Source organism: Leisingera sp. ABD4_442 (genome assembly GCF_056160905.1).
Genome location: NZ_JBSWYB010000007.1, coordinates 71690 through 90152, shown reverse-complemented (window position 1 = coordinate 90152; position 18463 = coordinate 71690). Strand labels below are relative to the sequence as shown.

General features: G+C 62.8%; 21 protein-coding genes. 8 read left to right on the top strand and 13 right to left on the bottom strand.

What is annotated here, in order from left to right:
• Positions 1-25 precede the first annotated feature (25 nt).
• The 6 genes from ACXAHG_RS08165 to ugpB form a co-directional block, all read right to left on the bottom strand.
• Positions 26-895 (bottom strand): HAD-IIA family hydrolase, encoded by an 870-nt coding sequence (locus tag ACXAHG_RS08165; RefSeq protein ID WP_475056755.1) that lies wholly within the window; start codon positions 893-895, stop codon positions 26-28.
• A 1-nt stretch (position 896) separates the two neighbouring features.
• Entirely contained in the window at positions 897-1847 is a 951-nt protein-coding gene (locus tag ACXAHG_RS08160; protein WP_475056753.1) for a glycerophosphodiester phosphodiesterase family protein, read from the bottom strand.
• Positions 1847-2902: a sn-glycerol-3-phosphate import ATP-binding protein UgpC gene (locus ACXAHG_RS08155; protein ID WP_475056752.1), complete on the bottom strand. Its 1056-nt coding sequence runs from the start codon at positions 2900-2902 to the stop codon at positions 1847-1849. Before ACXAHG_RS08155 ends, ACXAHG_RS08160 begins: the two co-directional genes overlap by 1 nt.
• 11 nt (positions 2903-2913) lie before the next feature.
• Positions 2914-3765 carry a sn-glycerol-3-phosphate ABC transporter permease UgpE gene (gene ugpE / locus ACXAHG_RS08150; RefSeq protein ID WP_475056751.1) on the bottom strand — a complete coding sequence of 284 codons (852 nt, stop codon included), beginning with the start codon at positions 3763-3765 and terminating at the stop codon, positions 2914-2916.
• Positions 3765-4646: a sn-glycerol-3-phosphate ABC transporter permease UgpA gene (gene ugpA, locus ACXAHG_RS08145; RefSeq protein ID WP_475056749.1), complete on the bottom strand. Its 882-nt coding sequence runs from the start codon at positions 4644-4646 to the stop codon at positions 3765-3767. Before ugpA ends, ugpE begins: the two co-directional genes overlap by 1 nt.
• Positions 4647-4716: 70 nt before the next feature.
• The gene (ugpB, locus tag ACXAHG_RS08140) at positions 4717-6024 is read right to left on the bottom strand and encodes a sn-glycerol-3-phosphate ABC transporter substrate-binding protein UgpB (protein WP_475056747.1); all 1308 of its coding nucleotides are present in this window, start codon (positions 6022-6024) and stop codon (positions 4717-4719) included.
• 139 nt (positions 6025-6163) lie between these two features.
• On the opposite strand from ugpB, the gene ACXAHG_RS08135 reads away from it, so the two are divergent.
• Complete coding sequence (locus ACXAHG_RS08135; protein ID WP_475056745.1) at positions 6164-7063, top strand: LysR substrate-binding domain-containing protein; 900 nt, start codon at positions 6164-6166, stop codon at positions 7061-7063.
• A 9-nt stretch (positions 7064-7072) separates the two neighbouring features.
• On the opposite strand, the gene ACXAHG_RS08130 is transcribed toward ACXAHG_RS08135, so the two are convergent.
• A complete protein-coding gene (locus ACXAHG_RS08130; protein WP_475056743.1) occupies positions 7073-7654 on the bottom strand; it encodes a carboxymuconolactone decarboxylase family protein in 582 nt (193 codons plus the stop codon).
• A gap of 120 nt (positions 7655-7774) precedes the next feature.
• On the opposite strand from ACXAHG_RS08130, the gene ACXAHG_RS08125 reads away from it, so the two are divergent.
• The gene (locus tag ACXAHG_RS08125; protein ID WP_475056742.1) at positions 7775-8905 is read left to right on the top strand and encodes a hypothetical protein; all 1131 of its coding nucleotides are present in this window, start codon (positions 7775-7777) and stop codon (positions 8903-8905) included.
• Between the two features lie 74 nt (positions 8906-8979).
• Here ACXAHG_RS08125 and ACXAHG_RS08120 read toward each other — a convergent pair whose 3' ends face one another.
• From ACXAHG_RS08120 to ACXAHG_RS08105, 4 genes are read right to left on the bottom strand one after another with little or no spacing between them, the layout of a single operon-like run.
• Complete coding sequence (locus ACXAHG_RS08120; protein WP_475056741.1) at positions 8980-10029, bottom strand: aromatic ring-hydroxylating dioxygenase subunit alpha; 1050 nt, start codon at positions 10027-10029, stop codon at positions 8980-8982.
• A complete protein-coding gene (locus ACXAHG_RS08115; RefSeq protein ID WP_475039082.1) occupies positions 10026-10370 on the bottom strand; it encodes a carboxymuconolactone decarboxylase family protein in 345 nt (114 codons plus the stop codon). Before ACXAHG_RS08115 ends, ACXAHG_RS08120 begins: the two co-directional genes overlap by 4 nt.
• Before the next feature lie 10 nt (positions 10371-10380).
• Positions 10381-11142 (bottom strand): amino acid ABC transporter permease, encoded by a 762-nt coding sequence (locus ACXAHG_RS08110; protein ID WP_475036135.1) that lies wholly within the window; start codon positions 11140-11142, stop codon positions 10381-10383.
• A gap of 16 nt (positions 11143-11158) precedes the next feature.
• Positions 11159-11932 carry an amino acid ABC transporter ATP-binding protein gene (locus ACXAHG_RS08105; RefSeq protein WP_475056739.1) on the bottom strand — a complete coding sequence of 258 codons (774 nt, stop codon included), beginning with the start codon at positions 11930-11932 and terminating at the stop codon, positions 11159-11161.
• Between the two features lie 115 nt (positions 11933-12047).
• Here ACXAHG_RS08105 and ACXAHG_RS08100 point away from each other — a divergent pair, with 115 nt between their 5' ends.
• Positions 12048-12818, top strand: a complete 771-nt coding sequence (locus ACXAHG_RS08100) for a transporter substrate-binding domain-containing protein (protein ID WP_475039085.1) — start codon at positions 12048-12050, stop codon at positions 12816-12818.
• Positions 12819-12848: 30 nt separating this feature from the next.
• On the opposite strand, the gene ACXAHG_RS08095 is transcribed toward ACXAHG_RS08100, so the two are convergent.
• Positions 12849-13457 (bottom strand): helix-turn-helix domain-containing protein, encoded by a 609-nt coding sequence (locus ACXAHG_RS08095; protein WP_475039086.1) that lies wholly within the window; start codon positions 13455-13457, stop codon positions 12849-12851.
• A 66-nt stretch (positions 13458-13523) separates the two neighbouring features.
• Here ACXAHG_RS08095 and ACXAHG_RS08090 point away from each other — a divergent pair, with 66 nt between their 5' ends.
• Positions 13524-14267 carry a creatininase family protein gene (locus tag ACXAHG_RS08090; RefSeq protein ID WP_475056737.1) on the top strand — a complete coding sequence of 248 codons (744 nt, stop codon included), beginning with the start codon at positions 13524-13526 and terminating at the stop codon, positions 14265-14267.
• A gap of 65 nt (positions 14268-14332) precedes the next feature.
• Here ACXAHG_RS08090 and ACXAHG_RS08085 read toward each other — a convergent pair whose 3' ends face one another.
• Complete coding sequence (locus ACXAHG_RS08085) at positions 14333-15019, bottom strand: GntR family transcriptional regulator (protein WP_475039089.1); 687 nt, start codon at positions 15017-15019, stop codon at positions 14333-14335.
• Between the two features lie 108 nt (positions 15020-15127).
• On the opposite strand from ACXAHG_RS08085, the gene ACXAHG_RS08080 reads away from it, so the two are divergent.
• From ACXAHG_RS08080 to ACXAHG_RS08065, 4 genes are read left to right on the top strand one after another with little or no spacing between them, the layout of a single operon-like run.
• Entirely contained in the window at positions 15128-15730 is a 603-nt protein-coding gene (locus tag ACXAHG_RS08080) for an amino acid synthesis family protein (protein WP_475039090.1), read from the top strand.
• Positions 15702-16505, top strand: a complete 804-nt coding sequence (locus ACXAHG_RS08075) for an alpha/beta fold hydrolase (RefSeq protein ID WP_475039091.1) — start codon at positions 15702-15704, stop codon at positions 16503-16505. The genes ACXAHG_RS08080 and ACXAHG_RS08075 overlap by 29 nt, the downstream gene beginning before the upstream one ends.
• Positions 16502-17428 (top strand): flavin reductase, encoded by a 927-nt coding sequence (locus ACXAHG_RS08070; RefSeq protein ID WP_475039093.1) that lies wholly within the window; start codon positions 16502-16504, stop codon positions 17426-17428. Before ACXAHG_RS08075 ends, ACXAHG_RS08070 begins: the two co-directional genes overlap by 4 nt.
• The gene (locus ACXAHG_RS08065) at positions 17425-18462 is read left to right on the top strand and encodes an LLM class flavin-dependent oxidoreductase (protein WP_475056736.1); all 1038 of its coding nucleotides are present in this window, start codon (positions 17425-17427) and stop codon (positions 18460-18462) included. The genes ACXAHG_RS08070 and ACXAHG_RS08065 overlap by 4 nt, the downstream gene beginning before the upstream one ends.
• Position 18463: the final 1 nt, after the last annotated feature.

The following is an 18463-nucleotide window of genomic DNA, read 5'->3' as shown; positions in this document are numbered from 1 at the left end:
GTTGCAGTCTCCGGCCTGTTTCTCTTCAGATCCGCTCCAGGCGATAGTCTGGATGGATACCTGACGCGGTGATGAATTCTTCCGGATCCTGGCCAGCAAGCACCCCGTCCCGGGTGACCAGCACCGTTCTCCATCCCTGCGCCGCGGCGCCCAGGATGTCGGTGTGCAGCGTGTCGCCGCACATCACGATGCGCTCTGGCGGGATGCCTGCCAGTGCGTAAACATCCGCGTAGGGTTTGCCGAAGAACTGCACGTCCGTCTGCCCCTGATCCGCCAATTGATGACCGAAGTAACCGGGCTCCAGCGACAATCCATCGCTGCGGGGGGCGACCAGATCGGCGTTGGCGATCACCACCCTGCGCGGCACTTGGGCCAGGCTGGCGGCCAGCATCGCCTGTTTGCCCGCATCCCATTCGGCGCTCGAGAGGAACAGAAACCCCTCGGCACGGGCATAGGCAGCAGCATCCCGGTCCAGACGCAGGGCAGGGGAGGGGATGTCCTCCAGCCCGTCGTCCTGGGCGGCGATCACCCCCCACAGGCGGTTGTCCAGCGCCTGCAGGGCGGCGTCGCGGCTGGTGATGATCTCTTCGGGCGCGACCTGCATCCCCAGGGCGCGGAATTTCTCCAGCGTCTGCGCTCTGCCGTTGCTGGCGGCGTTGGAGAGTATGCGGATCGCCTTGCCCGCGGCCCGCAACTGGTCCAGCCGCCTGGCGGCGCCGGGGATTGGCTCGGTGCCGACATTCAGCACCCCGAAGGCATCAAAGACAAAAGCGTCTGCCTGGTCCTGCAGGTCCAGCAGCGATGCGATGGGCCGGGTGCCCGGCCGGGTCCGGTTTTCCGGCAGACGGGGCCGCAATTCCTCGTAGCGGGCAAAAACGCTGTGGACCGTCTGCATGTCAGCGCCCGGCTGCGGGCAGCCAGTGGAGGCCGTGTTTCAGCAGCAGGCGCTGCACCCGCCCGGGGTAGTCTGAGCAGATCACATCGACGCCGAGGGAAATCATGTGTTCGATGTCCTCGGGCCCGTTGACCGTCCAGACCATGGTGATGAGGCCCAGATCGCGGGCCAATGCCAGCGCCTCGGAAGTGACATCCAGGTAATAGGGGCACCAGAACTGGCCATTGGCTGCTGCAACGCGGGCCGGCAGGTCGAGTGCGGTGCAGCCGGCCACCGGGTTCACCTCCTTGGAGGAGTCCTCCCCCACATCCGCGGCATTCTCTGGCAGTTGGGTGAGGAAGGAGGCAGGCATTTCCGGTGCGAGACGCTGACAGTCGGCAAGCAGCTCCCAGTCGAAACTGTGCAGCACGGTGCGCGGCTGCATGTCGGCCGCGCGGACCTCGGCCACGACGGCCTCGACCAGCGATTGGCGCGCGGCAGTGTCGGCCAGCAGGTCCGGGTCGGACTTGATCTCGAGGAACAGGTGGACATCCCGGTGGGCGGGCTGCTGCAGCAGCGCCAGCAGCTCCGCCAGCCGCGGGATGCGCACGCCGCTGAGGAAGGCCTGATCGGGGAACCGCTGGCCATATGCGCTGGAGCTATCCAGCCCGCCGGCGTCGTATTGCTGCAGCTCGCCGTAGGTGAGGGCGGAGACCTTGGGTTCTTCGCCTTGCAGCCAGTTGCCGTCCGCATCGCGCACCATTGAGCGGGTCAGGTGGTGGTTGTGGGTGATCACCACCACGCCGTCCTGGGTGGCGGTGACATCCAGCTCCAGCAGTTTCACCCCGGCGTTCACGGTGAACTCGAAGCCTTCCATGGTGTTTTCCGGCAGAATGCCGCGGGCGCCGCGGTGGCCGGCCAGGCGGATGACGCCTGGTTCGCCTGCAAAGGCAGCTATCTGGGGGTAATGCATCAGTCTTCCAGACGTTTGCCGGACGCAGTGTCGAACAGGTGGGTCAGCTCTGCCGCCACCGAGAAGCGGCGGATGCTGCCGATGCCGTCACTGGCGTGGCCCGGGACGCTGGCGGTGATGCTGTGATCCGTGCCGTGCAGGCGGCCGTGGATCAGGGTGTTGGCACCCAGCTGTTCCAGCATGTCGGCCTCGATGGCGATGGGGCCGTTATCATCCGCGGTCAGGTGTTCCGGGCGCAGGCCCAGGGTGGCTGTGCCCGCATGGGCCGAGGCAACCGGAACCGCAGCACCGCCCGGCAGGGCGGCGCTGCCGCCGCTGACCTCAACCGGCAGGAAATTCATCGCCGGGCTGCCGATGAAGCCCGCCACAAACATGGACGCCGGGCGGTCATAAAGCTCAATCGGGGTGCCGAACTGCTCCACATAGCCGCCGTTCAGCACCATCAGCCGGTCGCCCAGGGTCATCGCCTCGACCTGATCATGGGTCACATAGATCGAGGTCACCCCCAGCCGCTGCTGCAGCTTGCGGATCTCCAGGCGCATTTGCACCCGGAGCTTGGCGTCGAGGTTGGAGAGCGGCTCGTCAAACAGGAACACCTGCGGATCGCGCACGATGGCGCGGCCCATGGCCACCCGCTGGCGCTGGCCGCCGGACAGCTGGCGCGGCTTGCGGTCGAGGTACTGCTTGATCTCCAGGATCTCGGCGGCTTCCTCAACCCGGCGGTTGATCTCGTCCTTCGGCAGTTTGCGGATCTTCAGGCCGTACGCCATGTTCTGGCGCACCGACATATGCGGATAGAGCGCGTAGTTCTGGAACACCATGGCAATATCGCGTGCCGAAGGCTCCAGCTCGTTCACCCGGCGCCCGCCGATGGCTATCTCGCCGGAGGTGACGGTTTCCAGCCCCGCCACCATCCGCAGCAGGGTGGATTTGCCGCAGCCGGAGGGGCCGACGATGACGATGAATTCGCCATCCTTGATGCCGCCCTCGATATGGTGGAGCACCTCGGTCGGCCCGTAGGATTTCACCAGGTCTGTGAGTTGAATGTCTGCCATTTCGGGGCGCCTTACTTATCGGTTTCCGTCAAGCCCTGCACAAAGAGCTTTTGCATTGCAATGACCACAAACACCGGCGGGATCATCGCCAGAAGGGCCGTGGTCATGATGATGTTCCATTGCGGGCTCTGCTCCGCCGCTTCCAGCATCTGCTTGATCGACATCACGATGGTGGTCATCGAGGTGTCGGTGGTGATCAGCAGCGGCCAGAGGTACTGGTTCCAGCCGAAGATAAACAGGATCACAAACAGCGCCGCGATATTGGTGCGCGACAGGGGCAGCAGGATATCGAAGAAGAACCTCAGCGGCCCGGCGCCGTCGATACGGGCACTTTCCAGCAGCTCATCCGGCACCGTCAGGAAGACCTGACGGAACATGAAGGTTGCGGTGGCCGAGGCGATCAGCGGGATCGACAAGCCCCAGTAGCTGTTCAGCATTCCCAGGTTGGCGACGACCTCGAACGTGGGCAGGATCCGCACTTCGACCGGCAGCATCAGGGTGATGAAGATCATCCAGAAGAACCCCATGCGGAATGGGAACTTGAAGTAGACGATGGCAAAGGCCGACAAGAGCGAAATGGCGATCTTGCCGGTGGAGATCATCAGCGCCATTGCCAGGGAATTCAGCAGCATCAGCCATACCGGCGCCTGCTCGGTGCCGCTGAGGCCGGAGCCGAACAGGGTCTGTTTCATGTTGGCCAGGAAATAGTCGCCGGGCCAGAGCGGCAGCGGCGCCTGGTTCATGCGCAACTCGTCATGGGTGGAGGCGACAAAGGTGATCCACACCGGCAGGGCGATGGCTAGAACGCCAAGCACCAGCACCAGATGGGTGAGGAACGCGGTGAGGGGGCGGTGTTCGACCATCAGTAAGCCACCTTTCTTTCAACAAAGCGGAACTGGACCACGGTCATGGCGATGACCAGCACCATCAGCACCACCGACTGCGCCGCTGAGCCGCCAAGGTCGAGGCCGACAAAGCCGTCGTTGAACACCTTGTAGACCAAAATGGTGGTGGAGGTGCCGGGGCCGCCCTGGGTGACGGCGTGGATGATGCCGAAGGTCTCGAAGAAGGCGTAGACCATGTTGATGACCAGCAGGAAAAACGTGGTGGGCGAAATCAGCGGGAAGATGATGGTCCAGAAGCGGCGCGCCGGGCCTGCGCCGTCGATGGCGGCGGCCTCGATCACGGAATTGGGGATCGACTGCATGGCGGCAAGGTAGAACAGGAAGTTATAGGCGACCTGTTTCCACGCGGCGGCGAGGATCACCAGTGCCATCGCCTGGGTTCCGTTCAAGTAGTGGTTCCAGGTGATGCCTGCAAACTCCAGAAAATAGGGGAAGATGCCCAGGGTCGGGTTGAACATGAAAACCCACAGCGCACCGGCCAGAACCGGGGCAACCGCATAGGGCCAGATCAGCAGGGTGCGGTAGAACATGGCGCCGCGCACCACCCGCTGGGCAAAGCCTGCGAGGATCAGGGCAAAGCCCATCGACAGCGCCGCAACCAGCAGCGAGAACACCGCGGTGCGCTGGAAACTGGCCAGATAGTGGTGATCGCTGGCCAGAACCTCGAAATTCTCGAACCAGACGAATTCTGTGCCAAGGCCAAAGGCGTCTTCGATCAGGAAGGACTGATACATCGCCTGGCTGGCGGGCCAGATGAAAAACACCAGCGTGATGATGATCTGCGGCGCGACCAGCAGATAGGGCAGCGCCGAGGTTGGGAAATGCACCCGTTTGAGCATGAAAGGCCCCAGTCAGAAAAGCGGCCCCGCCGCCCTGGAAAGGGCGGCAGGGCCAGGTCGTCAGGATCGGTTAGGAGGGGTTGGCGGTGCGCTCGAACTTGCGCAGCAGGTCGTTGCCGCGCTCAACCGCAGCGTCCAGTGCTTCCTGTGCGGATTTCTCGCCGCCCCAGAGGGCTTCCAGCTCCTCGTTGATCACGTCACGCACCTGAACGAAGTTGCCATAGCGCAGCCCGCGGCTGTTGGCGGTCGGGGTGTTCAGGCTCAGCTGCTTGATCGCGGTGTCGGTGCCCGGGTTGCTCTCGTAGAAACCCTGTTCCTTGGACAGCTCATAGGCGGCGGTGGTGATCGGCACATAGCCGGTCTCCTGGTGCCACCAGGACTGAACCTCGGGCGAGGACAGATAGGTCAGGAACTTGGCGGTGCCTTTGTATTCCGCCTCGTCATGGCCTGCGAGCACCCACAGGGTGGCGCCGCCGATGATCGAGTTTTGCGGTGCGTCGGCCACCTTGGTGTCCAGGGGCAGCATAGACTGGCCGAATTCGAATTCCGCCTGCGAGGAGATCGAGCCGTAATAGGCCGAAGAGTTCATCCACATGCCGCATTCGCCGTTGGTGAACATCGGCAGGCTGTCGCCGCGGCGGCCGCCGTAGACGAACAACCCGTCCTTGCCCATGGAGGCGACGTCATCCAGCCGTGCCGCCACGCTGGCGTTGTTGAAGGTCAGTTCGGTGTCGAACCCGGCAAAGCCGTTTTCCTTGGTGCCGGTGGGCAGGTTGTGCCAGGCCGAGAAGTTCTCGATCATCACCCAGGACTGCCAGCCAAAGGAAACGCCGCATTTCATGCCGTTATCGACCAGCTTCTGCGAGGCGGTTTTGACCTCGTCCCAAGTGGTGGGCACCGCTGCGCCTGCCGCGTCCAGCGCGTCCTTGTTGTACCACAGGACGGGGGTGGAGCTGTTGAAGGGCATCGACAGCAGTTCGCCTTCTGGCGTCTCATAATAGGACACCACCGCCGGCAGGAAGGCGTCGCCGTCAAACGGTTCGCCTGCGTCCTTCATCAGTTTCTCCACCGGGTAGATGGCGCCCTTGGCGGACATCATGGTGGCGGTGCCGACCTCGAAGACCTGCACAATCTGCGGGTGTTCCTTGGCGCGGAAGGCGGCAATCGCCGCGGTCATGGTTTCGGTGTAGTTGCCCTTGTAGACGGGCACGATTTTGTACTCGTCCTGGGTCGCGTTGAAGTCTTCGGCGATCTTGTTGACGCGTTCGCCGTTGGTGCCGCCCATGGCGTGCCACCATTGAATTTCGGTTTCTGCAAATGCGGTGCTGCCAGCAACGGCCAGAACAGCCGAGGCGCAGAGCAAGGATTTAACGGACATGAGCTTCTCTCCCAAAGTTGGCTCTGCGGATACCTTTTGTCTGCCGGAAAAGATAATTCAAGCAAAAGTTTTTTGACAAATTTCATAACATGATGTTATGCCATGCCGTAATTGAACTCTTCCAGGAACGGCTAACCCCTTGAAATTTAAACTTCGCCAGCTTGAGGCCTTTCAGGCTGTTGCCCGCACAGGTTCTGTCACCCGGGCCGCCGAAAGCCTGGGGATTTCCCAGCCCGCGGCCAGCCGGCTGTTGTCCGATTTTTCAAAAACGGTGGCGGTGGAGCTGTTTACCCGCAAGGACGGGCTGCTGATTCCCACCAGCGAGGCGCGGTATCTCTTGTCTGAGGTGGGGCGGGTGTTTGACAGTCTGAACCACCTGGAAGAGCTCAACCGGGACTTGACCGAACGCACCGCCGGCCACCTGCGCATCGCCTGTCTGCCGGGGTTTGCAACGGCGCTGCTGCCCAAGCTCTTGGCTGGGTTTCTGGAGCATCGCCCCGGTGTGCGGCTGACGCTGGAGCCGGACCGGCCGGAGCGGATCTTGGAGTGGATCATCGGCGAGCAGTATGACTGTGGCATCACCGACGGTTTCGCCTCGCATCCGGCGGTGGAGAATATCGACATACCCGTCCGCAGTGTTTGTGTGCTGCCGCAAGATGACCCGCTGGCAGAACAGGATGTTATCACGCCGCACGATTTGCGGTATCGCAAGATCATCCACACCCGCCGCGACAGCCCGTTTTTCCGCCGGTTGCACAAGGCGTTTTCCGAATCCGGGGTGGAATTGAACAGCTGGATAGAGGTGCGGCAGTTCTCCACCGCCTGCATTATCATCAGCCAGGGGCAGGGCGCCTCAGTCGTCAGCGCCCTGGACGCAGAGCAGTTCCGCGGCCAGAACATTGCGATTGTGCCGTTTGAGCCGGCTATCCACCACCGGCTGTCGATCCTGCGCCCGGTATCGGGCAGCCGGTCGTTGCTGGCGCTGGATTTCCTGGATGCCTTTGTAGAGAGCCTGGCGCCGTTCCGCGCTGATTTGTGACCCTAGCGTCTACTCATCGCCCTTGTAGTATCCGATCACGTCATTCTCGGTGGTGGCGCCAAGGCCGTTCAGCAGCCGGTTGGAATAGTTGAAATAGGCGCAGACCTGGTTCACCTCCAAGATCTCACCATCCTCGCAACCGGCGATTTTCAGCGCCTCGAAATCGGATTTCACCATCTTGCCCACATCGGTGGTCAGCTTGCCCGCATAGCGCAGCAGCGCCAGTTCCTTGCCCTGGAACTCATCCTCAGGCCGGTGCGCCTTGAGCGCAGTGAAGATCCGGTCGCTGCGCGGCTGGTCCTTCAGCAGGTTGCGCACGTTCATGAAATGATGGGTCAGCGAGTAGGTGCAGTCGTTCAGGATCGAGGTGTAGCTGGCGATCACCTCCAGGAACCAGAACGGCAGTTTGTTGTCCTCGGAGTGCAAAACCGAGCGGTACAGCGTCACATGGCCGTTCATGGTCTCGGGCCGCAGCGAATGCACCCGCATCACCGTGTCGACGGTGCCATGCGGTGTGCGCGCCTTGTCCAGAAGCTCTTTGAGCCGGCCCTCGGCCTTTTCATCCGGGATCATTTCAATCCATGCGCTCATCATCTTCCTCCGCGGTTTGCGGTGGCAGGATAGGGGAAGGTGCGGCCTGAATGACAGTAGAAAATTCTACTGTTGTGAAATTTTTCTGGATCGGTAGGGGCCGCTGCGGATAACATCCGCGTGAAGATCAGGAGAGAGGATTGCGGGATGCTGGATGCGGATTTGCGCGCAGGTGCGGAAAACCTGCTAGTGGCCTGCGCCGGGCTGGCGGCCGGCAATCAGCTGCTGATCCTGCGGGAGGATCCTGCGAACGGTTATTATGATGCCGCCATTGCGGAGGCGGTGCAGGACACGGCCCAGGCGCTGGGGATCGGGGTTGCATCCGAGGTTTTGCCATTTGATCCGATGGGGGCGGCCCTGCCGGCCGGTTTGGTGGCGCGGATGAAGGCCGCGGACCGGGTGCTGTTCCTGTCGCGCAGCGGCGATCAGATCCGGTTCAGCGCGGATATGCAGGGGATTCGCCCGATCATGTCTTATGCGCTGGATGCGGGGATGCTGGCCTCCGGCTTTGGCCGCGCGAATTACCAGGGGTTTGTGGCGCTGAAGGATGCGGTTAATGCGCTGATGGCATCAGCGCAGCATATCCGGGTGACCTGTCCGCTGGGTACCGATTTCAGCGGGCCGGGGGCGGGTTATCCCAAATCCGGCGCCGCAGATGTTTCGGTAACGCGGTTTCCGATGTCGGTCTTTGCACCGGTGCCGGCACAGGGGTTTTCCGGTGTGGTGATGCAGGACGGGTTCCTGGTCGGGACGGGATCGAAATTTTATGAGCCCTATGGCTGCGATCTGCGCGAACCGCTGGCGGTGCATTTCGAGGGCAGTGGGCTGCAACGGTTCGAGGGCGATGCGATGGATGTGCATTGCGCCCGGATGCACTACGCCAAGGTGGGGCAGCAATTCGGGTTGGACCCGATGACGATGCACTCCTGGCATGCGGGCATTCATCCGGGCTGTGCCTATGGCATGGCAGCGGCAGAGAATTACGAACGCTGGAGCGGCGGCGCTTTTGGCAACCCGCGGTTGATGCATTTCCACACCTGCGGGCACTATGCACCGGGGGAAATTTCGCTGAACGTGCTGGACCCGACGATTGAGGTGGACGGCACGGCGGTTTGGAAAGACGGGGTGTTCGACCCGCATCTGGTGCCCGGCGGGGCAGAGATCCTGGCGCAGCACGATTGCATCCGGGCGGTGTTCGACAGCCCGGCACAGGCGGTGGGGCAGGGACCTGGCGGGCGGCTCGCCAGCTGAAATCCGGCGCGGATTTCAGCCATGAAAAATCGATTTTTCATGGCCGTTTCCCTTGCAGGGAAACGGCGACGCTGTCAGCCGGCCTCAGCCTTGATCTGCCGGGCAACCCGGGTGCGGAAGCGCATCGCGCCTGCGTCCAGCCCGAGATTGATATAGGGGGTCTTGCGTTTCGCCATGCCGGTCTGGACGTATTCCAGCACGTCCTTGTCCTCGGTAAAGGCCATGATGGCGCCTTCGAACATGCGCTGGGACATCGCCTCGTCGTCTGCGTGCATGTTGCGGTGCTGGAACCAGAAATAGCGCGAGTGTCCTGCGTCCACCGGGGTAATGAAGTTATAAGAGATGTTCACGAAGGCATTCGGCGACAGGGGCTTGTCCTTGCCGCCTTCGCCCTGGGGCGCATAAACCGACATATTGATGGCGGTGGCGGGCAGGCGGCATTCGTAATGCTGCTTGCGGTCGCAATTGGGGCCGAAGGGCAGCATCGGTTTGTAATAGGGCGGCGGCGCCTCATCCAGCACCCAGCGGGAGACGATGACGCCGTCCTCCGTTTCTTCCAGATCCAGCGGGCGGTTGTCGGTGCCTGCCCCGGCGAATGAGGTCAGATGCACCCAGGCGACATGGCTGGGGTCCAGCAAGTTGTCGGTGATGTAGAGATAGTGGCAGGCCATCTCCATCGCACCCTTTTGGGTCTTGCCCCAGGACGGGTTGTCGAAATTGGGAATGTCGATGATCTGGCCGCGGTCGGCCTGTTGCGGATCGCCCATCCACAGCCACAGGAATCCCCAGCGGTCCTCTGCCGGGTAGGAATGCACCGCTGCCCGGCGCGGCGGGTTGTCGAGCTGGGTCGGGGCAATCACGCATTCGCCGCTGCAGTCAAAGGTCAGCCCGTGATAGCCGCAGACCACATGGTCGCCCTCGATGGTGCCGCGCGACAGGGGCAGCTTGCGGTGCGGGCAGGCGTCCTCCAGCGCAACCGCGGCGCCTTTGGTGTCGCGGTAGATCACGATCTGCTCTTCCAGCATGGTGAGCGCGGTCAGCTCACGCCCGAAATCCTCGCTGCGGCCTGCCACATACCAGCAGTTCTGCACATAGCCTTCGGCGCCGATCAGATCCGGTCTCATGGCTGCCCCTCTGAGAACACGTCAAAGGCTTTCAGCGCCTTGGCGCTGTAGGCATAAGACGGCCCGCCGCCCATGTAGGTGGCCATGGCGAGCGCTTCGCACAGCTCCTCGCGGGTGGCACCCAGGCGCACCAGGGAGCGCACATGAAAGCCGATGCAGCTGTCGCAGCGGGTGGCGATGGCGATGCCGAGCGCCATGAATTCCTTGGTCTTCTCGCTCAGCGCGCCGTCCTTTTTGGCGGCCTGGCCCATGATGCCAAAGCCGCGCACGGTGTCGGGGACTTCCTTGGAAAAGGTGCCGATATTGGCCTCAGTCTCGGCCATGAAAGTTTTCCAGTCCATATCTCTCTCCTCAGCCTCTTTCGTCCGATCCCATGCGGCGTTCCAGCCAGCGCACGCCGGCACTGATGATCAGAACCAGCACCAGGTATTCGAGGATCAGCAGGGTGTAGATTTCCAGCGGGCGGTATTCGCTGACCACCAGCTCATTGGCGCGGCGGGTCAGTTCCTGCATGCCGATGACGGAGGCAAAGGCGCTCATCTTGACGATGTAGATGAACTGGTTTGCCAGCGGCGGCAGGATGCGCCGGATCGCCTGCGGCAGGATCACATAGCGCATCGTTTGCAGGTAGTTGAGGCCGATGGTCTGCGCCGCCTCAGTCTGGCCCTTGGCAATCGACTGGATACCGGCGCGGTAAATCTCGGCGGTAAAGGCGCTGTCGGAGAGCGCCAGGGTGATGATCGCGCCCCAGAACGGGTCGATCGGCACGTTCATCCCCATCTCGCGGAAGATGATCGGCAGGCCGTAGAAGACCCAGAACAGCATCGGCAGCAGCGGGATCGAGCGGATGAACTCCACATAGATTCGGTTCACCATCCGCCAGCCGCGGCTTTTGGCGAGGCCGGGCAGGGCGACGATCAGGCCAAGGCCAATGGAGATCGCGGCGGCGATCACCGAGATCAGGATGGTGTCGCCCATGCCGGAAATCAGGAATTTCACATTCACCCAGCCGCTGGGGGTCATCGGGTTGATGACATACCAACCCCAGGTCGAGGAACTGGAACAGCCGGCCAGCGCCAGCAGCGGCAGCAAAAGGATCAGGGTCTTTTTCATTTCGGGATCCTTCCGGTCAGTGCTGCAGGATCTGCGACAGGAATTTCTGGCAGCGCGGCGAGCGGGGGGAGCCGAAGAATTCCTCTGGCGGGCCCTGTTCGACGATTTCGCCTGCGTCCATGAACACCATCTGGTCGGCCACTTTGCGGGCAAAGCCCATTTCGTGAGTGACCACCACCATGGTCATGCCTTCCTCGGCCAGTTCCACCATCACATCCAGCACTTCGGAGATCATCTCGGGATCCAGAGCGGAGGTTGGCTCGTCAAACAGCAGGACCTTGGGCTCCATGCAAAGCGAACGCGCAATCGCTACCCGCTGCTGCTGGCCGCCGGACAGCTGGCCGGGGCGCTTGCGCGCCTGATCCGGGATGTGGACACGCTCCAGATAGTGCATCGCCTTTGCCTCGGCCTCCGCCTTGGACATGCCGCGGGCCTTGATGGGCCCCAGCGTCAGGTTCTCCAGCACTGTCAGATGCGGGAACAGGTTGAACTGCTGGAACACCATGCCGACCTCGGACCGGATCGCGGCCACGGATTGCGGATCGTTGGTCAGCTCGATCCCGTCGACACGGATGATGCCCTTTTGATGTTCCTCCAGCCGGTTGATGCAACGGACCACAGTGGACTTGCCGGAGCCGGACGGCCCGCAGATCACAACCTTTTCACCGGAGCGGATCGACAGGTTGATGTCCTTCAGCACATGAAACGTGCCATACCACTTGTTGACACCGCTCAATTCGATTGCGGTTTCCGGCGCGGTATCCGTATTTGGCTGGGCGTTCCCTGGCATATTTTTCTTCCCAAGAAAAATTTTTCTTGAGGTTAACTGCCTGCTTGCCGTTAAATCAAGCATCAAATCTGCTACTTTTCCTAGGCAACCAGAAACGCACCAACGGGAGATATCAATGAAACGCTTTATCAAGGCCGTGGCAGCTGCGGCTGTGACTGTGGCGCTGGCGGGGGCTGTGCAGGCGCAGTCTGCCCTGAACGAGATTCTGGATACCGGCGTGCTGAAGGTCGGCACCACTGGCGACTGGAACCCAATGACGCTGCGCGATCCGGCGACCAACAGCTACAAGGGCTATGACATTGATATCATGGCCGAGCTTGCCAAGGATCTGGGCGTCGAGGTTGAATTTGTGCCCACCGATTGGAAAACCCTGGTGAACGGCGTGGTTGCAGGCAAGTATCATCTCACCGGCTCGGCCTCGATCTCGCCGCCGCGTATGAAGGTTGCAGGCTTCTCCGACAGCTATATCGCGGTGGAGATCTTTCCGTTCACCACCAAGGACAAGGCGGGGAATTTCTCGGGCTACGACTCGATCAACCAGCCGGGGGTGAAGGTTGCCACCACGCTGGGCACCACCTTTGAAAAGCTGGCACGCGAGTGGTTCCCGGATGCGGACATCAAGGTTGTCGAGGCGCCTGCGCGGGGCTTCCAGGAAGTGCTGGCAGGCCGTGCCGATGTGTTCATCACCTCCAACATCGAAGGCTCCACCCTGGAGGCGAAATTCCCGGTGACCCGCGTTCCGGACACAGGCCCGCGCGCACCGTCGCCGATTGCGATGCTGCTGCCGCAGGATGATCAGGTCTGGATCAACTACGTGAACAACTGGGTCAAGGTGAAGAAAGCCACCGGCTTCTTTGAGGCCAACCGCGAGAAATGGGGGCTGTGAGCCTGCCGCGCAGCCGCTCCGGCGGCTGCGTCAAACCTCGCTGGATTCGGGCTTGGTGACCATGGTGATGAAACTCACCTTGTCCGTTTTCAGCTCCACTGGCCCGTGGGCGTTGCTGGAATCAAAGCTGATGCTGTCGCCGGGCTTCATCTCATAGGTGGCATCGCCGCATTGAAACACCATCTCGCCGCTGGTGATATGCATGAACTCCAGCCCGCGGTGACGGTACAGCGGGCGCGGTTTCAGCGGCCGTTCCAGGGTCACGGAAAAGCTTTCAAAGCTGACGTGGCTTCCCTCGGCCCGGCCGATCATCTTGTAGGTATGGCCAAAGCCGCTGCCGAGCCGCTGCACGGTCATGCCTTCGCCCGCGGCAACAAAGGACACGTCGGAATGCTCTACAGTGCCGGCAAAGAAGTTGATCAGCGGCGCGCCGATGGCAGCGGCCAAGGCCTCCAGCGTGGAGAGCGAGGCCGAAACCTGGCCGCGCTCGATCTTGGAGATCATCGCGGTGGAGACGCCCGCGCGTTCCGACAGGCCGGCCAGCGTCAGCCCGGCCAGCATCCGGTGGGTTTTGACCGCGGCGCCGACCATCTGGTCCAGCGCGGGTTTTTCGATTTCTGTCGGCGATGAATCTTCCATGGCCTCAGACTATGCCGCGCGCGCGCAAAGGAAAAGCAGCGCGTGGGCAAAAGACAGGAGACTGACATGCAGCTTGCCCATATGACCTGGCAGCAGGTGGAGGCGCATCTGGAACGCGGTGCGGCGGTGATGGTGCCGGTGGGGTCGACCGAACAGCACGGGCCGATGGGAATGATCGGCACCGATACGATCTGCGCCGAGGCGGTGGCGCTGCGGGCGGCGGAGTTGTGCGACGCGATCGTAGCGCCACCGCTGGCCTATACGCCGACCCCCTTCAACACCGCCTTTCCCGGCACAGTTTCGATGCCGGAGGACCTGTTTCAGGCCCATGCTGCCACGGTGTTCCGCGGGCTGCTGGCACAGGGGTTCGCTGGCGTCTTTGTTGTAAACGGCCACGGTGCGAATGTGGCGCCCTTGCAGCGGGTGTCGCAGGAATTGGCGCCGGGACGGGTGGAAATCCGCAGCTGGTGGGAGCCGGCGGAGGTCAACGCCATGCGCAAGGATCTGTACGGCGGTTGGGAAGGGATGCACGCCACCCCGTCCGAGGTCGCGATCACCCAGGCGTTGCTGGGCGCGCTGCCTGCAGGCGGGGCAGCAGACCCGCCGCGCAGGCTGACCCCGGAGTTCATCAAGGCCCATGCCGGCGATAAGCACGGCCCGCCGGAGGAGCACAGGGCAGACTTCCCGGATGGCCGGGTCGGCTCCCACTCCGCCCTGGCTGATCCGGCGGACGGGGCGCGGCTGCTGGAAGCGGCATCGCGGGGGATTTGCGAAGATTTCCGCGCGTTCTCGACGGGTGCGGATGTCTGAAGCAACCGGTTGATCAGCCGTTCGGGCGCAGGGGTCAGGGCAGGCTGCCCATGCGGGAAACGCAGTCAGCTGGCCGGGATTTCTTCGGCCAAAAGCCGCTGCGCGGTGCGTTTGGCATCGCTGAGATGCTGTTCAATCGCCGCCCGCGCCGCCGCTTCATCACCCGAGACGATGGCTTCGCAAATGTCCTGCATATGCGCCGGGCCGGGTTTTTCGCGGTCACCGGTCGACAGCGTGACCGCCCGCAGCCGGCTGATGCGCCCGTTCAAGCGCTGAGCGACTTCCCAGGCGACGCTGTGGCCGGCGCCTTCAAAGATGATCCGGTAGAAATCCGTCGTGGCCCGCAGCATCGGGCCGGGCACGCCTGACACCACGGCCTCTTGCAGCTGGTGCAGCGCGTCTCTCAGCTGTGCTGCCAGATCCGGGGTCATGTTGCGTGCGCAGGCGGTGGCGGCGGCGGTCTCCAGCATCTGGCGGATGTCGTAGATCTGCCGTGCGTCGGCCCAGGTGAGCTGCGCCACGATCGGCCCCTTGCCGGGCAGGATCTCCACCAGCCCCTCCGCCTCCAAATACCGGATCGTCTCGCGCACCACGGTGCGGCTGACGCCAAGCTGGTCGCACAGCGGCCGCTCCACCAGCCGTTCGCCGGGGGCAAACTGACCGGAGATGATCGCCTCGCGCATCCGCTCCTGCACGATATCGCGCAGGGTCTGCGGCGGTTGTTCAATTTTGCGCATTACGGGGCTGGTCATGACTATCTCCGATAGCAGCCCAGTCAGAAGGGAACAAGTGTGCATTGACATACGGTCAGATGGTATACCATATTACGGCAACTGGAATCAGACAGGAAAGACCCGCCTATGCCCGCCGAAATCCGCAAGACGCTGCTGCATGTCGAAGAAACCCTGATCGAGGGCGGCAAGGCAGCGGAACAGCCGCTCAAGATGATTGCCGCGGTGGCGGTGATCAAAAACCCCTGGGCCGGGCAGGGCTTTGTCGAGGATCTGCGCCCGGCGATCCATGACTGCGCGCCGGGTCTGGGCGAAAAGCTGACCGCGATGATCCTGGAAGCCGCAGGCGGCGGCGATAAGGTCGAGGGCTACGGCAAGTCCGCCATCGTCGGCGTCAATGGCGAGGTGGAGCATGCCTCTGCCCTCATTCACACGCTGCGCTTCGGCAACCACTTCCGCGAGGCCGTGGGCGCGAAATCCTACCTCGCCTTTACCAACACCCGCGGGCCGGCCAATGCCGCGCTACAGATCCCGCTGATGGACAAGAACGACGGCGGCAGGCGCAGCCATTATCTGACCATCCAGCTGTCGGTCGCGGATGCGCCGGCCCCGGACGAGATCGTGATCGCGCTTGGCGCCTCTATCGGCGGGCGGCCGCATCACCGCATCGGTGACCGTTATCAGGACCTGAAGGAACTGGGCCATGACGCCGACAACCCTGCCGCTGTCTGAGCCTTTTGGGCCTGTCACCTGCCAGCGGGCAGGAACAGGCGCACCGCTGGTGCTGATCCACGGGGTCGGCATGCAGTCGGCAGCCTGGGGGCCGCAGATTGAGGCCTTTGCGCCGACCCATGAAGTAATTGCGCTGGACATGCCCGGCCATGGCGGCAGCGCACCGCTGCCTGCAGGCGCGGAGCTGCCGGAATACGTGGCCTGGCTGCACGCCGTGCTGCAAGTGCTGGGCTTGGGGCCTGTTTCATTGGCAGGCCACTCCATGGGCGCGCTGATCGCCGGCGGTTATGCGGTGTCCCATCCCGAGGCTGTTGCGCGTGTTGGATTGCTGAACGGCGTTTACCGCCGCTCCTCCAAAGCGCGGGAGGCAGTCGTGGCCCGCGCAAAGCAGATCCGCGACGGCAGCTTTGATCTGGAAACCCCGCTGGCCCGCTGGTTCGGGGAGAGCGAGTCAGACCAGCAGGCCCGGAAGCTGGTGGCGGAATGGCTGTCCTGCGTGGACCTCAAGGGGTACGCGACAGCGTATTCCGCATTTGCCTGGGGTGACAGCACCTATGCGGACGGATTTTCTGGTATCGCTTGCCCGCTGCTGGCGCTGACCGGCGATGGCGATCCGAACTCGACGCCCGATATGGCGCATGCGATGGCCGCTGCCGCGCCGCAGGGCAGGGCGGTTGTCATCGAAGGCCACCGGCATATGGTCAACCTGACAGCCCCCGCCGAGGTCAACGCCGCCCTGCGGGACTGGCTGAACACCGAAGGAGCGACGTCATGAGCGATATCGACCCGCGCGCCCTGCGCAATGCATTCGGCACCTTCATGACCGGCGTCACCGTGGTGACAACCCATGACCCGGACGGAAGCCCCATTGGCTTTACCGCCAACTCCTTCACCTCCGTGTCGCTGGACCCGCCGTTGGTGTTGGTGTGCATTGCAAACTCCTCCAGCAACTACGCTGCCTTCGATCAGGCCGCGGGATTTGCCGTCAACGTGCTGGCGGAGGACCAGAAGGACGTCTCCAACACCTTCGCCCGGCCGGTTGAGGACCGCTTTGCCGCCGTCAGCTGGCAGAAAGGGCCGCAAGGCAGCCCGGTCTTTGAGGGCGTCTCTGCCTGGTTCGACTGCTCCATGCACAACCGGGTTGAGGCCGGTGATCACCTGATCCTGATCGGCCGGGTCGAGGCGTTCGAGACCTCACCCGCGCCGGGGCTGGGTTATGCCCGCGGCGCCTATGTGACCGCCGCCGCAGAGGCTGAGGCACTGAGCCAGGGTGCCAAGCTCATCGTCTCGGCATTGATCGAGCATGAGGGCAAGGTGCTGCTCATGGGCAATGAGCAGGGCAAGCTGACGCTGCCGGAAATCCGGGTTGGCAAGGAGGGCGCCTCTGCCGCCCTGGCCAAGCTGATCGCGGACACTGGCGTCGAGGCTGAGCCGGGGTTCATCTATTCCGTCTACGAAGACAAAGCGCGCGAACATCAGCACATCTCGTTTCTGTGCCAATCGGCTGGCGGCACACCGGCCAAGGGTGTTTTCACTGCCCTGACCCAATCCACGCTGATGGACATTGCCGACGCGGCGATGTGCACCATGCTGGAGCGGTTCGCCAGTGAGGCCCGGATGGGCAATTTCGGGGTGTATTATGGCAATCAGACCACCGGGCAGGTCCGCCCCGTGGCGACAGGGAGCAAGGGCGCATGAAATTTTCCCTCTTTGCGCATATGGAGCGGATTTCCGCGGCAGACGATCAAAAGCGGCTTTATGACGAGTTCATCCAGCTGTGCAAAATTGCCGATGACGGCGGTATGCATGCGGTCTGGACGGGTGAGCATCACGGGATGAACTTCACCATTTCGCCGAACCCGTTCCTGAACCTCATCGACGTGGCGCGGCACACCAAGAACGTGCGGCTGGGCACGGGGACGGTGATTGCGCCGTTCTGGCATCCGATCCGGCTGGCGGGCGAGGCGGCGATGACCGATATCATCACCGAGGGCCGCCTCGACCTGGGCATCGCGCGCGGGGCCTATTCGTATGAATACGAACGCATGATGCCCGGCATGGATGCCTGGGAGGCCGGCCAGCGGATGCGGGAGCTGATCCCTGCAGTGCAGGGCCTGTGGCAGGGCGACTACGCGCAGGAGGGGGAGTTTCATTCCTTCCCGGAAACCACATCCTCGCCGAAGCCGCTGCAGCAGGACGGTCCGCCGATCTGGGTGGCGGCGCGCGACCCGAACAGCCATGAATTCGCGGTGGCCAATGGCTGCAACGTGCAGGTGACGCCGCTGTGGAAGGGCGACGAGGAAATCGCCGATCTGATGGGCAAGTTCAACGATGCCTGCGCTAAGCACAGTGATGTGCCGCGGCCCAAGATCATGCTGCTGCAGCACACCTATGTCGCGGACAGCGCCGAGGATGTGAAACGCGGAGCGGAAGAGCTGAACCGGTTTTACAACTACTTCGGGGCCTGGTTCATGAACAAGCGCGACGTCAGCCATGGCTTGATTGATCCGCTGAGCGACGAGGAGATCGCCGCGCATCCGTTCTACTCGCCCGAGGCGATGGAGCGCGATCTGGTGATCGGCGAACCCGCAGCGGTGATCGAGCGGCTGAAAAACTATGAGGCGCTGGGGTATGATGAATACTCGTTCTGGATCGACAGCAGCATGAGCTTCGAGCGCAAGAAAGCCTCGCTTGAGCGGTTCATCACCGAAGTCATGCCCGCGTTTCAGTAAG

Bases quoted from the DNA above. Each gene is read 5' to 3' on its own strand.
- ACXAHG_RS08165 (WP_475056755.1), bottom strand. From the start codon at position 895: ATGCAGACGGTCCACAGCGTTTTTGCCCGCTACGAGGAATTGCGGCCC.
- ACXAHG_RS08160 (WP_475056753.1), bottom strand. From the start codon at position 1,847: ATGCATTACCCCCAGATAGCTGCCTTTGCAGGCGAACCAGGCGTCATC.
- ACXAHG_RS08155 (WP_475056752.1), bottom strand. From the start codon at position 2,902: ATGGCAGACATTCAACTCACAGACCTGGTGAAATCCTACGGGCCGACC.
- ugpE (WP_475056751.1), bottom strand. From the start codon at position 3,765: ATGGTCGAACACCGCCCCCTCACCGCGTTCCTCACCCATCTGGTGCTG.
- ugpA (WP_475056749.1), bottom strand. From the start codon at position 4,646: ATGCTCAAACGGGTGCATTTCCCAACCTCGGCGCTGCCCTATCTGCTG.
- ugpB (WP_475056747.1), bottom strand. From the start codon at position 6,024: ATGTCCGTTAAATCCTTGCTCTGCGCCTCGGCTGTTCTGGCCGTTGCT.
- ACXAHG_RS08130 (WP_475056743.1), bottom strand. From the start codon at position 7,654: ATGAGCGCATGGATTGAAATGATCCCGGATGAAAAGGCCGAGGGCCGG.
- ACXAHG_RS08120 (WP_475056741.1), bottom strand. From the start codon at position 10,029: ATGAGACCGGATCTGATCGGCGCCGAAGGCTATGTGCAGAACTGCTGG.
- ACXAHG_RS08115 (WP_475039082.1), bottom strand. From the start codon at position 10,370: ATGGACTGGAAAACTTTCATGGCCGAGACTGAGGCCAATATCGGCACC.
- ACXAHG_RS08110 (WP_475036135.1), bottom strand. From the start codon at position 11,142: ATGAAAAAGACCCTGATCCTTTTGCTGCCGCTGCTGGCGCTGGCCGGC.
- ACXAHG_RS08105 (WP_475056739.1), bottom strand. From the start codon at position 11,932: ATGCCAGGGAACGCCCAGCCAAATACGGATACCGCGCCGGAAACCGCA.
- ACXAHG_RS08100 (WP_475039085.1), top strand. From the start codon at position 12,048: ATGAAACGCTTTATCAAGGCCGTGGCAGCTGCGGCTGTGACTGTGGCG.
- ACXAHG_RS08095 (WP_475039086.1), bottom strand. From the start codon at position 13,457: ATGGAAGATTCATCGCCGACAGAAATCGAAAAACCCGCGCTGGACCAG.
- ACXAHG_RS08090 (WP_475056737.1), top strand. From the start codon at position 13,524: ATGCAGCTTGCCCATATGACCTGGCAGCAGGTGGAGGCGCATCTGGAA.
- ACXAHG_RS08085 (WP_475039089.1), bottom strand. From the start codon at position 15,019: ATGACCAGCCCCGTAATGCGCAAAATTGAACAACCGCCGCAGACCCTG.
- ACXAHG_RS08080 (WP_475039090.1), top strand. From the start codon at position 15,128: ATGCCCGCCGAAATCCGCAAGACGCTGCTGCATGTCGAAGAAACCCTG.
- ACXAHG_RS08075 (WP_475039091.1), top strand. From the start codon at position 15,702: ATGACGCCGACAACCCTGCCGCTGTCTGAGCCTTTTGGGCCTGTCACC.
- ACXAHG_RS08070 (WP_475039093.1), top strand. From the start codon at position 16,502: ATGAGCGATATCGACCCGCGCGCCCTGCGCAATGCATTCGGCACCTTC.
- ACXAHG_RS08065 (WP_475056736.1), top strand. From the start codon at position 17,425: ATGAAATTTTCCCTCTTTGCGCATATGGAGCGGATTTCCGCGGCAGAC.